This window comes from Salinicola sp. MH3R3-1, assembly GCF_001937155.1.
Classification (GTDB): Bacteria; Pseudomonadota; Gammaproteobacteria; order Pseudomonadales; family Halomonadaceae; genus Salinicola; species Salinicola halophyticus.
Map to the genome: position 1 here is coordinate 92,272 of NZ_MSDP01000016.1, position 15,692 is coordinate 107,963.

Annotated in this window: 12 protein-coding genes; 7 read left to right on the plus strand and 5 right to left on the minus strand. The window is 57.7% G+C overall.

The genetic code is table 11. From position 1 onward, the window contains the following. Positions 1 to 47 precede the first annotated feature (47 nt). The 4 genes from BTW08_RS10580 (at position 48) to BTW08_RS18950 (ending at position 7,852) form a co-directional block, all read left to right on the plus strand. On the plus strand, positions 48 to 1,406 hold the full coding sequence (locus BTW08_RS10580) for an undecaprenyl-phosphate glucose phosphotransferase (protein ID WP_246837704.1): 1,359 nt from the start codon (positions 48 to 50) through the stop codon (positions 1,404 to 1,406). Positions 1,407 to 1,489: 83 nt separating this feature from the next. Beyond that, positions 1,490 to 4,489: a glycosyltransferase gene (locus tag BTW08_RS10585; protein WP_075562492.1), complete on the plus strand. Its 3,000-nt coding sequence runs from the start codon at positions 1,490 to 1,492 to the stop codon at positions 4,487 to 4,489. Positions 4,490 to 4,541: 52 nt separating this feature from the next. Then, positions 4,542 to 6,167 (plus strand): hypothetical protein, encoded by a 1,626-nt coding sequence (locus tag BTW08_RS10590; protein WP_075562493.1) that lies wholly within the window; start codon positions 4,542 to 4,544, stop codon positions 6,165 to 6,167. 8 nt (positions 6,168 to 6,175) lie between these two features. Further along, positions 6,176 to 7,852: a hypothetical protein gene (locus BTW08_RS18950; protein ID WP_168170655.1), complete on the plus strand. Its 1,677-nt coding sequence runs from the start codon at positions 6,176 to 6,178 to the stop codon at positions 7,850 to 7,852. Between the two features lie 156 nt (positions 7,853 to 8,008). On the opposite strand, the gene BTW08_RS18955 is transcribed toward BTW08_RS18950, so the two are convergent. The 5 genes from BTW08_RS18955 to BTW08_RS10620 form a co-directional block, all read right to left on the minus strand. Continuing rightward, complete coding sequence (locus tag BTW08_RS18955; RefSeq protein ID WP_139313634.1) at positions 8,009 to 8,791, minus strand: glycosyltransferase family A protein; 783 nt, start codon at positions 8,789 to 8,791, stop codon at positions 8,009 to 8,011. 496 nt (positions 8,792 to 9,287) lie between these two features. Further along, positions 9,288 to 9,878, minus strand: a complete 591-nt coding sequence (locus tag BTW08_RS10605) for an NAD(P)H-dependent oxidoreductase (protein ID WP_075562496.1) — start codon at positions 9,876 to 9,878, stop codon at positions 9,288 to 9,290. A gap of 161 nt (positions 9,879 to 10,039) precedes the next feature. Continuing rightward, positions 10,040 to 10,948: an NAD(P)-dependent oxidoreductase gene (locus BTW08_RS10610; protein WP_075562497.1), complete on the minus strand. Its 909-nt coding sequence runs from the start codon at positions 10,946 to 10,948 to the stop codon at positions 10,040 to 10,042. A gap of 227 nt (positions 10,949 to 11,175) precedes the next feature. Continuing rightward, entirely contained in the window at positions 11,176 to 12,648 is a 1,473-nt protein-coding gene (locus BTW08_RS10615; RefSeq protein ID WP_075562498.1) for a HAMP domain-containing sensor histidine kinase, read from the minus strand. Between the two features lie 2 nt (positions 12,649 to 12,650). Next, the gene (locus BTW08_RS10620) at positions 12,651 to 13,361 is read right to left on the minus strand and encodes a response regulator transcription factor (protein WP_075562499.1); all 711 of its coding nucleotides are present in this window, start codon (positions 13,359 to 13,361) and stop codon (positions 12,651 to 12,653) included. A 189-nt stretch (positions 13,362 to 13,550) separates the two neighbouring features. On the opposite strand from BTW08_RS10620, the gene BTW08_RS10625 reads away from it, so the two are divergent. Genes BTW08_RS10625 through BTW08_RS10635 form a run of 3 tightly spaced genes read left to right on the plus strand, consistent with a single transcriptional unit; the run spans position 13,551 to position 15,645 of the window. Next, complete coding sequence (locus BTW08_RS10625; protein ID WP_075562500.1) at positions 13,551 to 13,889, plus strand: hypothetical protein; 339 nt, start codon at positions 13,551 to 13,553, stop codon at positions 13,887 to 13,889. Positions 13,890 to 13,949: 60 nt separating this feature from the next. Continuing rightward, positions 13,950 to 14,867 carry a cytochrome b/b6 domain-containing protein gene (locus BTW08_RS10630; RefSeq protein ID WP_083627818.1) on the plus strand — a complete coding sequence of 306 codons (918 nt, stop codon included), beginning with the start codon at positions 13,950 to 13,952 and terminating at the stop codon, positions 14,865 to 14,867. After that, the gene (locus tag BTW08_RS10635) at positions 14,860 to 15,645 is read left to right on the plus strand and encodes a molybdopterin-binding protein (RefSeq protein WP_075562501.1); all 786 of its coding nucleotides are present in this window, start codon (positions 14,860 to 14,862) and stop codon (positions 15,643 to 15,645) included. Before BTW08_RS10630 ends, BTW08_RS10635 begins: the two co-directional genes overlap by 8 nt. Positions 15,646 to 15,692: the final 47 nt, after the last annotated feature.

The window sequence follows — 15,692 nt, forward strand, 5'->3', positions numbered from 1 at the left end:
TCGCCCGGGTTAGGGTTTTCAGTCAAGGGTAAGGAGTGCCCGCGGACGTGAGCCAAAGAAACGTATTACTGCTGTTCATCTCGTTGATGGATATCGCCGCTTTGGCGGTATCCGGGGTGTTGATGTATGGCCACCGCTTCGGCACGTTCGATCTTCACGAACGTTATCAGTGGGCAATTCAGGTCATCGCGATCATCATCATTCTGGTCGGCGTGCTGATCGATGCGTATGGCAACTGGCGGGTCAAGCGACTGGGGCGAATTCTCGCCGACCAGGTGATCATCTGGTTGATAGCGGCCGCCGTATCGACGACGGTCATCTATTTCATCCATGCGGCAGAGCGCTACTCGCGACTGTGGCTGGTGCTCACGTTCCTGATGTCGTTCGCGATCAGCGCGTTGGGCAGAATCGTGCTGCGCACGGCCATGGGCCGGTTTCGACTCAAGGGCCGCAACCGGTGCCGGGTGTTCATGATCGGCCCGGGGAAGACGTTGCTCAACGTGACGCGGCACATGCGACGCGAACAGAGCGCGGGCTTCTCGGTCTGCGGCGTGCTGCGCCTGGCGAGAACGCCCAGCGCCCAAGAACTGGATGCGCTCGCGCGGCGGGTGGAAGCGTCGAAAGCGCAGGAGGTCTGGATCTGCATGCCGCTCAACATGGGCAACGCGATTAAGGCGATCATGCACTCGCTGCGCCATCAGACCGTGGAGATTCGATTTTTCCCCGAGCTTTCGGATCTGCCGATACTCAATCACAAGGTCAGTGAGGTGGTCGGTCTCTATGCCATCGACCTGAGCGTCAGCCCGATGACCGGGCCGGCGCGGTTCACCAAACGGCTCGAGGATCTGGTGCTGGGCGGGTTGATCACGATCTGCATCCTGCCATTCTGCGTGGTCATCGCGATTGCGATCAAATGCTCCTCCCGGGGGCCGATTCTGTTCAAGCAGTACCGGACCGGGATCAACGGCAAGCGTTTCAAGGTCTACAAGTTCCGTTCGATGCGCTTGCACGGCGATACGCGGGGCTTTCTTCAAGCACGACGTGACGACCCTCGATTCACGCGGATTGGTGCCTTCCTGCGAAGAACGTCGCTGGATGAACTGCCTCAGTTCTATAACGTGTTGCAGGGGCGGATGTCGATCGTCGGCCCACGGCCTCATGCGCTTTCCCACAACGAGCACTACAAGGAGCTCGTGGAATCCTATATGCAGCGTCACAAGGTCAAGCCGGGAATCACCGGATGGGCGCAGGTGAGCGGATATCGGGGGGAAACCGATACGATCGAAAAGATGCAAAAGCGCGTGCAGTACGATCTGTGGTATCTGGAAAACTGGTCGCTGAAGCTCGACCTGAAGATCATTTTTCTGACGGCCATCAAAGGCTTCTTCGGCAAGAACGTCTATTGAAGGTGAGGCGCCGCCGGCAGGCGCCCTCCTGCCCGACGACACAGTGGTCGCACGGCGAACGATGAATTGGGAAAGGATGCACGATGAACAACGAGACGGACGATCAGATCGCTGCGCTGGAAAGGCTTATTGCCGAGACGCGACGGGCTCGGGGCGAGCTGGGTGGCAAGTCTTCCCCCGCGAACGGCAAACCTGCCGGTGAAGCGGATTCGGGTCGAGCTAGCTCGGACCCGACGCTCCAGGGCTTGCACCGCCAGCAGAAGCTGCTGCAGCAACTGGCACGCGAGCTCGAACGCCAACCGGGACGCCGCGAAGAGTCTGCCAAGCCGAACGCCGTGCGCCGCCTCGAGCCGGAAAAAGCGGGTGGCGACGTCCCGCATGGCAGGCGTTCGGCTACCGAGCGTGAAATCGAGGGACTTCAGCGACGATTGGCTCGGAGTCAGAAAGAGATCGAGGAGCTGCGGCGCAAGCAAAGCAGTATTCTTGCCAGCCGCTCGTGGCGCGTCACCGCGCCCTTGCGCGGTGCCGCCGTGATGTTCGGCGGCAAGCGGCGGCTGCAGAGCCAGCGTCAGGCACTCCATCGTCTCGACGAGAATACCGAGCCGACGGGCGAAGTGTCGGTCCGCGCCGAGCGCAAGCAGGATCTGAAGGAAAAGAAAAAGCACGCCCGCAAGCGCGTGACTCATGCGCGCGTGCATCTCTATACGCTCGGTTTCGTGGAGCGCGGCGTGCAGGAGCTCCAGTTGCTGACCGAAGATCGCGTCAACGCGTTCATGGCGCCGTGGGCCGAATGGGAGCTGGCGCTTTGGCATGCCTCCCATACCGAGGTCAGCGCCAAGCGTCAGGCCCTCGAGCATATCCGCCGCTATCGCGCTCATGATTTCGAGCTGTTCAACGAGTCCGCCATCGCCGTGGTCGAGGCCGAATGTCTGGAGGCCATCGGTGAACGCGACAAGGCCGTGGCATTACTGGAAAGCCTGCGTTCGACGAGGCTCGACGGTGACGTGCTGCTGGGGCTGGCGAATCTGAAAGACGGTGACGACAAGCTCGCCTCCATCAATCAGTGTCTCGCACAGTCGGCGATCGAGACGATCCGCTTCCTGCCCGACGATGGCCATGCGCTCTACGATCGCATCGCGGTCGACGGCTGCGAGGTCATGGCCGATCCGCTCGGCGAGCTGCCGAGGGTCACGGTGATCGTCCCCGTCTTCAATGCGGTAGCGACCGTAGAGCAGGCGATGGAGTCGCTGCTCAAGCAGACGTGGCCCAATCTGGAGGTGATCGTTTCCGACGACTGCAGTACCGATGGCACCTTCGAGCGGGTCAAGGAGTACGAAAGCCGGTTCGAAAGATTGATCGTCATTCGCAACGAGCAGAACTCCGGACCTTATGTCGCCCGTAACAACGCCCTGAAGATCGCCACCGGAGACTTCGTGACCTGTCATGATGCCGACGACTGGTCGCACCCGCGCAAGATCGAGCATCAGGCCCGTCATCTGGTGGATTCGCCGGCGGTGTTCGCCAACACCTCGCAGCAGGCGCGGGCGTTCGAGGATCTGCGATTCCATCGCCGTGGCAACAAGGGTTACTACATTCAGTTCAATCTGTCGTCACTGATGTTCCGGCGCGAGTCGGCGCTCGAGACGGTCGGCTACTGGGATGCCGTCCGTTTTGCCGGCGATTCCGAGTATCTGGCCCGGATCAAGAAGGCGTTCGATCCGGAGGCGCTGGTCCATCTCGATACCGGGCCGCTCTCGTTCCAGCGACAGTCGGCCGATTCCCTGACCAGTTCGAAAGGTTCCGGCTATAACGGCTACAAGTATGGCGCCAGAGCGGCCTACGAAGAATCCCATCGAGCCTGGTACGACAAGCCGGTCGATCTTTACGACGATCCCGACAAGCCGCAGCGTCACTTCTTCGTGCCGGGTTCGATGCGGCCGCGGAAACCCGAAGCACGTCATTACGATGTCGTGCTGGCGTCGGATTTTCGGCTTTCGGGCGGAACGACCTCTTCCAATGCCGAAGAGATCAAGGCCAATCACGCCATGGGGTTGAAGACGGCGATCGTGCAGATGTCCTGTTACGGCTTGCGCATCGATCGTCGCATGGAGCCCAAGATTCGCGAGCTGATCGAAGCCGGTCAGGCGGAGCTCATCGTGTTCGGTGAGAGCGCAAGCTGTGACGTCCTCGTCATCCGGCAGCCCTGGGTGCTGGAGGATTATCAATCCTGGCTGCCCGACATTCGTCCCGGCGCCGTTCGGGTCATCGTCAACCAGCCGCCCAATCGGGATTACGGCAGCGAGAGCGCCACGCTCTACCATATCCCGCGCTGTCGCGAAAACGCCGAGCGCTACTTCGGGACCAGCGGCGTATGGCACCCGATCGGGCCGCTGGTGCGCAAGGCGCTGGTCGAACATCACACAGACGATTTGAAAGACATCGTGCTGAGCGACGAAGACTGGCCAAACATCATCGATGTCGACGAATGGCGACGTGGCTCACGGCCTGCGCCGCACTCGCGCATCAGGGTCTGCCGGCTGTCGCGTGATCACGTGTTGAAATGGCCGGCGGACCTCGAGACGCTGACTCAGGTCTACCCGACGGACGACGCGTTCGAGGTGCACGTGCTAGGCGGCGCCGACACGGTTGCCTTGATGATGGGTGGCCAGTTACCGGAGAACTGGTCCGTTTCCGCTTTCGGCGCAGAGCACCCCCGAGAGTTTCTGGCCCGCTACGACGTGTTCGTCTACTACACCCACCCCGACTGGGTGGAGGCGTTCGGGCGCGTCATTTTCGAAGCGATGGCGGTGGGGCTGCCGGTCTTTCTGCCCTGGGATTACCAGCCGCTCTTCGGCGAAGCCGCGATCTACGCCGAACCGGCGGAGCTGCAGCAGCGGGTGAAGGCACTGATGGCCGACCCGGAGGCCTACGCCAGGCAGGTCGAAATCGCCCACGCCTACGTGCGCGAGCGGTTCGGCTACGCCGCTCACGCCGAAAGGCTCGAAGCGGTCAGAGCCGAACAGCAGGCTGCCCCGTCGTTGCCGCCCGCCGGCACTGATGTCAATTCCGAGCCGCCGCAGTGATACATCGTCGGCATGGCGACTCGCCGTCCGGTGACAGTAAACAGGAGTAGTCATGTATCCCGAGGGATTGTTTGTACTGACCTCGCCCCAGCATTCGGAGATTCCGGATATTCTGCTGGGCAGCGTTTTTCATCGACGCGACGTGCTCCTGGGTAGTCAGGGCCTCGCCGATTACTTGCGTCGGCACCCGGCAGCGGATGTCCGCGAGTTTTCCGAGGGCCGTTTCATTCTGGTGAGAAACGAAGGCGGACGGGTCGTCATCAAGACCGACGATCTCGCCCAGGACACCGTCTATTACTTCTCCGATGCTTCCCGAGGTCCGGCCTACTGGGCAGTCTCCAACTCGCTGCTGGCGCTGACGCGACAGCTCCGCTACGACGGCTTTTTACCCGGATTTCACGAAGCCGCGACACTCGGGTTCTTTGCCGGCAATCAGTCGCTGTGGGGCGGGCAGCCTCTGTCACTGAATACCCTCGTGGACGGCGTGCGTTTCATTCCCGCCGGTCGACATCTGGAAATTGCACCGGGCGGCTTGCCGCAAGTGACGCTATCGCCGACGCGAGCCGATCGCCAAGGGCTGGACTATGCCGAAGGGCTGATGGAGTACGTGAGGGATGTCCAGGGCCGGGTTCAGGCGCTGGTCAGCCACGGTTATCGCTTCAATCTCGGTCTCTCCGGCGGGATCGATAGCCGCATGAATTTCGCGCTGATGCGACCGTTCCTGAACCCCGACAGCGTTCGAGTCCACAGCAACCAGCAGCGCAGCGAAGACTTCGAGGTCGTCCGCAAGATACAGGGTCACTACGATTTCCCGATCGACGGTTTCGCCTCCCGCAATGGTAGAAACTCGGGACGCGACAACGTGATGACCTGGATGTCGGGTGTGCTCGGCGCCTATCTGCCGGTACGCATGCCGATGCGGAACCGGAATATTTCCAGCACTTTCAACGTCCACGGCGGCAACTTCCGGGCGGGCATCTATCACATCCAGCCACTCAAGAAACGGGCGAAGAATCTCGCACGTCACTTCGATTCCAGGGAGCAGGCGGAAAAAGTCGAACGCGAATTCTACGGCTTCTTCGATAGCGTCGGTGTCGATGTCGACGATCCGATTGCCCTGGATCATCACTACATCAATACACGCGCCCGATTTCATTACGGTCTCAACTGGTATCGGCAGCTGGATCAACCCCTGTTCACGCCGCATCTTTCGCGCCAGCTGTTCGATCTCTATCACCGGCTAGAGCCCGAGCAACAGGAGGGGGAAAAGTTGATCTACGACCTGTTGTCTTTGACCGATCCCGACCTGATCGATTTTCCTTTCGATTCGCCACAGAAAGGGTTTTCCGACGCTGTGCGCCGGCAACGCTCGTCGCTGTCGCCGCAGGACCTCGCCGCGCGTGGCGTGCCGGAATTCGAGGTGCACGGCGCCCTGTCGCCAGCCGAAGCTGGCGAGGATCATCCTGAGGCCGAGGCTGAATTCATGGCGCTGGTCGACGAGAAGGTTGCCGAGCATTCGGCACGACTGAAGGGGGCAGGTCCCATGCTCGATGCCGCGATCGACGAGCTGGAAAAACACGCCAAGCTCAGCGGCACCAAAGCTTCCCATCGGTATGCGGCGTTGGTCGTAACGTTGGGGGAGTTTGATAATCTTATAGGCTACAATTTAGAAATTTAGAGAGAACTATGCATATGTGTGCTGAGAAAGATGATGCTAATACGCTTACGATAACTTGTAATGATAATTTGGAGGATTTGAGGTTCTTTAGAGGCTTGGCAGTAATTGACGATAAAGTGGTTGTAGGGGAAGTAGGGGCTAAGCAGTATTTCATCGAGCATAGTGACGAAGACGCAATAATCGATGCGGATGGACGTTTCTTTGCAGCTATTAAGCTTAAAGATAAAGCCGTTGTGTGTGTGGATAGGTTTTGCCAAGACAGTGTTTTTTATTACTCTTCTCGTGGTTATTGGGCCGTCTCTAACTCTTTGCTGGCTCTAACCGAAAGGCTTTTTTACGATAGTGTAAAAGTGCGTTTTAACGAGAGAGTGTTGGCGGGGCATTTTATCGCTGGAAGAGGATTGTGGGGAGGGCAGGGTCTTTCTCTCAATACGATGATAGACGGTATTAAAGTAGTTCCTGCAGGAAGTTATATTGAAATTAAAGAAGCGGGAGGGTTTTCCATTTTAGAGAGACCAGCTCGTGAAGCTGCTCTTGAAAAATCCTATTGTGAGCTCCTGCGCGATTACGTATTTCATATAAGAAGCATCGTTGTGACGCTTTGTGAGCATGGCTATTATTTTAATGCTGGGTTGAGCGGGGGCATGGATAGTCGCCTAAATTTTGCAATGTTGTGGCCTCTTGTAAAAAAAGGCTTTCCAATTAAGGTATATACTAATCATAATAACGAAGAAGATGTTAAAGTCGTTTTTTCACTGCAGGAGCGATTAGGGTTCGAACTAAAAGGATACACAAATAATGTGAACGTGACATCGGGAAGAGTTGCATATCGTAATTGGCAATTAGGACAGATGGGAAGCTATTTTCCAATTTCTCTAGGGCTGGCTGCAACTCCCAGTAATCCGTTGTTTAATGTACATGGCGCGTCTTTTAAGGGTGTTAAGCATAGACGGTTAGCGCCTTATACAAGAGGGAGACGTTTAGCCGAGGAGATGTCGGACCCCAAGCTCGGTGAGCTAGTTCGCCAAGAATTTTTAAGCTTCTTCGAAAAGTTAGGAGAAGATATGTATGCTCGAGATGCGATGGATACTCACTATCTCAATACACGTGCACGTTATCACACTGGAATTAGCTGGTATCATAGTCTAGATAGAGCTCGCTTTACGCCGCAGCTTTTCCACCAGTATTATCGACTATACCAACTGCAAACGGAGAATGGAAAATACAACGATAGACTCGTCTACGATATTTTTCAGATGACAGTACCTGAATTGGCAGATCACGAGTTTGAGGTCGAGAATAAGGGGTTTTCTGAGCTTGAACTGGTCCCAGAACGAAATATTCAGCCTGAAAAGGATGTGTCTTGGAAGGTCTTGGAATTTTACGGCAAGGCACCAGTTGCTCCAAATCCTGACGAAGTGAGTCGAACGCAAGATGAGCTCAAAGAAGAGTTCACAAAATTGTTGGAGAGAGATGTAGTGTTTTATGCGTCTAAGTTGGGTGCGCAAGGCAACGCGTATTTCAAGAGGTTGGCTGATGAGGCTCTAGACGATATCGAGAAAAATAAGTCGTTGATCAAGCGTCAGGCATCTTCATTATTAGTGGCGGCGGGTCGTTTCCATGAGTTTGTCGATGGTAATCAAGAAATTACTTTCGACGAGAAGCGTACTAGTAATGTTCGCTAGTGGTTCGATGGGCTCCTATATTTTCAAGTTAGCTATATGATGGCGCAATTTAGAAAACGGAGTGATGCCAGTAGCATACACTCCATTTTTTTCTAAATAAAATCTTAGGAGCATGAACGTTGTTTTTGGATTCGGATCTATGCCAAAATTCTAGTTTTACGTAAAGTCAAGCAGCATGGGAAAGTCTAAAAAAATAGTTGCTAATTCACTGCTGTCAGCTATCTCCCATCGTTCAACATATTTTGTCTTTACTCCTACTTTACCACGGTTCAATGTATCATTGTCTCCGTGGTTGACCAGGTAAGCTGCCATAAATCCTGGATAAGTTGATAGAGCACGACCATGTTTTTCGGCGATATCGGCGTAGTCACCATGCCTTCTGAACTGCATGAAATAACAGTTTTTATCTTTTGTGTCACTAGGTAAGTCATTGAGCGTGAGATAGATCACCGCACAGGAGCCACAATGTTTCCAAAATGGAGTATTGTCCCCTCCCATAGGTGCCACTTTTCCACTTTCGCAATCGAACATGTAGCCATATTCGACAAGATAGCCGCTTTTGTTGTTGTCTTTTAGAGTGAATTCTACCAAGCTTGGATGAACTAGGTCGTCTGCATCAAGATGCATAAAGTAGGTCTCTTCGCCCAAATAGGTCCTGAGCGATAATCCTAACAGTCGCTTCTTAGCTGGCTTGTCGTTTCCGATCTTGCCAGTCTCATTTGAAATAGAGGGTGGCAAGAAATCAGCTAAGATGAACTCGACATCTAATCCGCTGGTGTCTACGTTAGGGATCTCATGACAAGTAATTAGTACTCTGAAATCTTTCGATGTCTGCCTTCTAAGTGATTCAAATGTGCGAGCCAAGTTACGGCAAACGAGAGTCCAGTCACGACTCATCGCACGTGACATTAACGGGATACCAAAGTGGAAGCTGGGCATGAGTGTCACTAGTATTTGGAAGGTTAAGTTTAAATTAGGAGAAGCGCTGATCTTTGGTCTATTCTAATGCCAGTGAGGAAAGGGTTCAAGTCTAGCGCAGGGGTGTGAGGGTGAGTCAGTTGTCATTAATGGTTGCTTCGGCCTGCTAATTTTTCCTGATTCCCAGGGGTTTAGCGAGTGTCGGTTCAATATCCGCGGTTGAAGTTTGGTTTTAATTAGCGAACCATTGATTGGCTTGCAACGCTGCAGATATTACGAGCCGTATCGACATTTAAGATGTGTGATCAGGATACCTGTTTCCGGTATGATTGCTGTTAATAATAATTTTGTATCTTGTGTAGTATGTGGCCCGCTAAGGCTAACGAGGGCGTTGAGTTTTCTCCTGAGCTCAATGGAGAATTTGATGTGCAGATATAATGCACTGCTATGCAAGTTGGTATTGCTATAAATTTGGCTGAAAAAAGGCCGGCTTGCGAATGCTGGAGAGTTGGCTGGGCTAAAAGGGCGGGTCGCGGTGAGCGCGCTGACGTTTGCCTGCCTCAGTCCACCACGCGAGATCATCGGCAAACCGGCCGAAAGCGCGTTCGAACGAGGCGCCGGTATCGCCGAGCGGTGTGCCATGTTCATCCAGCGTGTTGCCGATCTGGCCGACTGCGACGGTGCTGGAGATAACCACCATGCCCATCTCGGCCAGCGTGCCGTGCCAGACCAGATTGGCGTGGGCGCCGCCTACGCGTCCGGCCGAATAGCTAATGATGCCGGCTGGGCGCCAGAACCACTCTTCCAGGAAATGATCGGTCAGGTTCTTGAGCCCTGGCTGCATGCCCCAGTTGTACTCACCGGTGACGAAGACGAAACCATCCGCTTCGCGAATCTTGGCGGCCAGGGTTTCCATCGCCCCTGGCGCTTCGCCTTCGGGATACTCCTTGTACATTCGATCCAGCATCGGCAGGTCGATCTGCATCGCATCGATCAGTTCTGCGTCGAAACCCCGCTCGTTTAGGGTGCGCACGGCATAGTCGGCGAGCCGAATGCCGGCGCGGTCGGATCGATAGGAACCGTAGAAGACGAGGATTTTATCAGGCATGGAATGATCCTTCCTTCGGTGGGCATCTATTTTGGGCAGAACATCGTGACCTGAACAAGACAACTCATCGAAGCCGCTGTACCTCTGCTCCACCTCTCGTCCGATGCATTCTCACCGAGAATGCCGAAGCAGCCCAGATCAAAAGATCGCGGGCTGACACGCTACTGCTCCTGGGGGGCGGCGACATATTGCCGCCAAGCATGGGCTTCACGAAAACCGAGCATGTCGCGGATCTTACGATTCGAGTACAGCGCCTCGTATTCGCTCAGTTCGCGGCTCATGGGGACTTCGGGATAGAAGCGCTCGATGATCTCTCGGGTCGTCAGGTTGACGGAGTTATCGTCGTTGCCGGCGTTGAAGATCTGATAGCCCAGGCCGTCGGTCGTCAGACAACGGTCGACGATCTGGCCGAGATCACGCGCATCGATGTAGCAGAACACATTGCGTCGCCGCAGCGACGGATCGGCGAAGTAGGCCGGGAAGTTCTCCGCGTATTCGTGGGGCTCGACGACATTACCGATCCGCAGGCCGTAGATGTCGAAGCCTGAGCGCTTCTGGAACGCCTGTGCGGTGCGCTCGTTGACGACCTTGGACATGCCATAGCTATCCATCGGCTCGGTCGGATGCTCCTCGTCCACCGGCAGTACGCGGGGTTGGACGACACCGTCGGCAAAGCAGATGCCATAGGTGGTCTCGGAGGAGGCGAAGACGATCTTGCGAATACCGAGCTTTACCGCGGCCTCGATGACGTTATAGGTGCCAATCGTATTGACGCGGAACGTCTCGTTGTCCGGTTTGATGAGAATGCGCGGGATCGCCGCGAAGTGCACGACGGCATCGAAATGCGGCACGCCGGTGCCCGATTCCAGTTCGTCCAAGGCGGCATAGCTGCTCAAGGCGTTGAACATCTGACCGCTGTCGGTCACGTCGGCGATGAGGTTGTCGACACCGGGATGATCCAGCGGCGTCTGGTCGACGTTGACGACCCGGTGCCCGCGCTCCAGCAGATAGGGCACGACATGACGGCCCGCCTTGCCGCTGCCGCCAGTGAACAGAATACGTTGGGCCATGCCGCTCCTCCTCGAGATCGGATTGATTTGCGCTGTACTTTTGCACTGTACTGAAGGGTAGGCGGAAATCCGGCAGGAGGAAATTTGTCCGTGGAAATGCCGGCGTTTGGCCCTGTATTCGACAATGACATACCTGGGCTGCGTGATCGTCTCATCCTCCGCTAGCGTTTCGCCCTTGGGGTACTCCCTGATGCGGGCGAGCCGGGATTGCCGTCTTGGTCAGGTGATCATGGCTTCGCCAGCGGCAGCGTGAACCAGATGCAGGAGCCGCGGCCGGGCTTGCTTTCGAGTGTCAGCCTCGAGTCGTGACGTTTCAGAACGTCGCAGACGATCGCCAGACCCAGGCCGGTCCCGTCACCGCGCTCGCGGCTATGGGCGGTGCGATAGAAGCGCTGGCATACCAGGGCAACCTCCTCGGGTTTCATGCCGATACCGGTGTCGCGAACGCCGATCTTGAGGGTGTCGACATCCAGGTTGAGGATACGGATCGTGACGTGTCCGCCAGCATTGGTGGCGAACAGGGCATTATCGACCAGATTGGTCAGGGCGTGATCGATCAACTCGACATCCGCGGCCACTTGGGCCATGGCTGCCTCGTTCTCGACCGTGAGGACGATGTCGTTCTCTTGGGCTCTGGGCCGAAATTTGCTGACGATGTCGTTGGCCAATTCGGCAAAGGAGAACGACTCGAGGCTCAGCGCGCGATCAGAGATATTGGCGTGGGACATCTGCGAAAGCTGCGCGGCCAGGCGTGTCAGTCGATCGACATTCAGGCGGATGGCGTCGAGATTTTCGCGGCTGTCGGCCGAGGTCGCGGTGCGCAGCAGTTGTCGGGTGTAGCCGGACAGCGACGTCAGCGGGGTGCGAAACTCATGGGAGAGATTGGCGACCAGTTCCCGGCGCTGGCGGTCGTTGTCGCGCAGTGCCTCTACCTGCGCCTCGATGGTGGCGGCCATCTCGTTGAAAGCCCGGCCCACGCGACCGATCTCGTCGTCGATCCGGTCGGGCACGCGCTGACGGTAATCGCCGCGGGCGAAGTGGCGCACGGCGCGCGTCACGCGGGTGAACCGGCGGGTCAGCAACGCAAACAGCGCAAGCCCCACCACGAGAGTCAGCAGCAGGGCAACGCTGGTGGCGATCAGCAGCGTGCGAGAGATGCCGCTGGTCTCCCAGATATTGGCCATCGAGACCTGGGTATTGGCCTCCAGCCGCACGAACAGGTAGCCCGGTGTGGCTTCGGGGCCGTAGGCCACCGGGGCTACGGAAAACACGCCCTCGCCATCCTGGCAGGGCATGTCCGCGTAGACCGGCAGCATCGGCATCTCCGAGAGCAGTTCGGCGATGGCGCCCCGGTCGACCTGCTCGCCCAGACCGCACGAACCCTCGCTGTAGGCACCGACCACCCGGCCATTCTCATCGAGAACGTATAGCGATAGCGACGGGTTGATGGTCATGATCTGCTGGATGGCGGTATGCACCCGATCGTCGTCGAGACCCTGGCTGAGTGGTGCTCGAAGGGTCTGGGCCAACTGTCTCGCCATATTGATCTGGGAGCGTTGCAGCCATTCGCGGCCCAGCTGGTCGAATTGATCGACCGCGATCAGCGCGGTCGCCGCGGATAGCGCGATCATGCTGGCCAGATAGATGAAGACGATGCGTGCGTAGAGACTGCGATAGGCTCTTCTGAGAAGTGGCCACATGATCACTCGACCGCCGATGTCGGAAGGTCGGTAAAGCGGTAGCCGATGCCCCACACGGTCAGGATGTAACGCGGGTGGGCGGGGTCGTCCTCGATCTTGTTGCGCAGCCGATTGATATGCGTGTTGACGGTGTGATCGTAACCGTCGAACTCCGCGCCCCACACGGCGTCGAGCAGCTCGCCCCGGGAAAAGCCGCGGCCGGGGTGGCGGGAAAAGAACGCGAGCAGGGCGAACTCTCTGGCGGTCAGGGAGAGCGGGCGCCCATGCAGCGTCGCGCGGTGATGGGTGGCGTCGATCTCCAGATCCATGACGACGACGGGATGGGAGTCGGACCGCCTGTGCGCATCGACCGCTTCCCGGCGACGCATCAACGCGTGGATCCTCGCCACCAGAATGTCGGTATCGAACGGCTTGGTGATGTAGTCGTCGGCGCCGATTTCCAGGCCTTCGACCACTTCCCGGGTCCCGGCGAGCGCCGTCAACATGATCAGCGGTATGGCGGCGTCCTCCCGGCGGATCTCACGGCAGACCTGAAGGCCGTCGATGCCCGGCAACATCAGATCGAGAATCACCATCGATGACTCCGTCCAGCGCGATAGTGCCTCCTCGCCAGTACTGACCCAATCGGCCTTGTAGCCGGCCTCGGCCAGTATGGTCTTCAGCAGACGTCCGATATCGGGATCGTCCTCCACACAGAGTATCGAGCGCGGCATGAGCGGCTCCGAGCGATCAAAGGACCGAACATAGCCGAGATGCCCGACCGAGTCATCACGCGAATGTCACGCCTGGAACGGGAGAATCGCACGTTATGGTTTCGTGATGATTGACCCGAAATCCCCGATTACCTTGCTATCACCGCCTCGCTACCGAGGTGGCTACCGACAAGGAATAGGGAGAAGGTCATGATCGCGAATAAATCGAAGTTCCTGCTGGCATTGAGTGCCACGTTGTTGAGCGGTGGCGTGTTCTTCACGAGCCTCGCCAGTGCTCAGGAAACACACACCGATAGCATGTCCCAGGACGGCATGGGGCACGATGACGCCATGAGCCAGGACGACATGAGCCACGACGATGCCATGGGCCAGGACGGCATGAGCCACGACGATGCCATGGGCCAGGACGGCATGAGCCATGACGATGCCATGGGCCAGGATGGCATGAGCCACGACGACGCCATGGGCCAGGATGGCATGAGCCACGACGACGCCATGGGTCAGGACAGCATGGATCACGATAATTGAGCCATGGCCTTCCGGCGGCCGCGGCCGCCGGATGCCGTCTGCGTGACAGCGAGGTGAATCATGCCATCCGGTATCGGCCCCGTCGCCAATCCCAATCCCAAGCCCAACGCCGATTCCAGTTCCAGGCCGGCCTCCGAGCCGGAAGCCTCGGAATCGTCCCGATTGATCAAGCGCCATAGCCTGGGCACTCGGCTGTGGCACTGGACCAATTTCCTCTGTCTCATCGTGCTGCTGATGAGCGGCCTGCAGATATTCAACGCGCACCCGGCGCTGTACTGGGGAGAGCAGTCCGGTTTCTCCGATCCCTTCATCGCGATTCATGCCCAAGCCGGAAACGACGGTGAACAACGGGGCGTGGTACGAGTCGCCGGCTACACGCTCGATACCACGGGCGTGCTGGGGCTCTCCGATGACAATGGACAGCTGCGCCAACGAGCCTTTCCCCGTTGGGCGACGCTGCCGGGGGACAAGTGGCTGACGATGGGAAGAAACTGGCATTTCCTCGCCGGCTGGATCTTTGCCCCTTCGGTGGTGGCGTACCTGCTTTACACCGTGATCAGCCGTCATCGGCGAGGCTCGATCTTTCCCACGCGGCGACAACTGAGAGCCATACCCAGGACGATCGTCGATCACGCGCGGTTCCGCTTTCATCACGAGGCCGAATACAACGGCATCCAGAAGCTCACCTATGTTCTGGTGCTGTTCGTGCTGTTACCGATGATGATCCTCACCGGGTTGACGATGTCCCCCTCGATCAATGCGGCCTGGCCGTTACTGACGGAGCTGTTCGGCGGCCGGCAGAGCGCCAGAACCCTGCATTTCATCTGCGCGTTGTCGCTGATGGGTTTTTTCTTCGTGCATATCGCCCTGGTGCTGGTCTCGGGTGTCTTCAACAACCTGCGCTCGATGGTGACAGGGCGCTATCGCATCACTGAAAGGCCAGCTGGGCCGGTGAATCGGGAGGATTCGCATGAGTAAGCCACAATCGTCCGGGCCGAACCGGAATAGACGCCGACTTCTCTCCGGCATGGCGGCGTTGGGGGCGGGAAGCCTGCTGGCGGGTTGCGACCGGATAGCCGGCAACGCGTCGGTGAAGCGCGCGCTGGGTAGCGTCGAGCAACTGACCTACAAGGCACAGCGGCTGATCGCCTCCCGGCAGGCGCTGGCGCAGGAGTTCGACAAGAGCCAGATCGCGCCGGTCTTCCGTCCCAACGGCACCACCAATCCTCAGGAAGATTATTATCGCGCCTGGGTGGAGAACGATTTCGCCGACTGGCGATTGACGATCGACGGCCTGGTCGAGCAGCCCACGACGTTGTCGCTGGCCGAGCTGAGCGCGATGCCGTCGCGAACCCAGATTACCCGCCATGACTGCGTCGAGGGCTGGAGCTGCATCGGCCAGTGGACCGGCGTGCCGCTGACGGACCTGCTAGACCGCGTGCGTCCGCGGGATCAGGCCAGATTCGTGGTCTTCCACTGCGCCGATCACACCTACGGCGGTAGCGACCTCTACTACGAGAGTCTCGACATGGTCGAGGCCTATCATCCGCAGACGATACTCGCCTATGGATTGAACGATGCCGCGCTGCCGGTAGCCAATGGCGCGCCCCTGCGTCTGCGAGCGGAGCGCCAGCTGGGTTACAAGCAGGCCAAGTACGTGATGCGGGTGGAGCTCGTCGACAGCTTCAAGAACATTCATGGTGGCAAGGGCGGCTATTGGGAGGACAGGGGATACAACTGGTGGGCGGGAATCTAGGTCAATGATGCCGACTTCGCGGGGGCTGCCCTGGCGCTGCCTTCGGC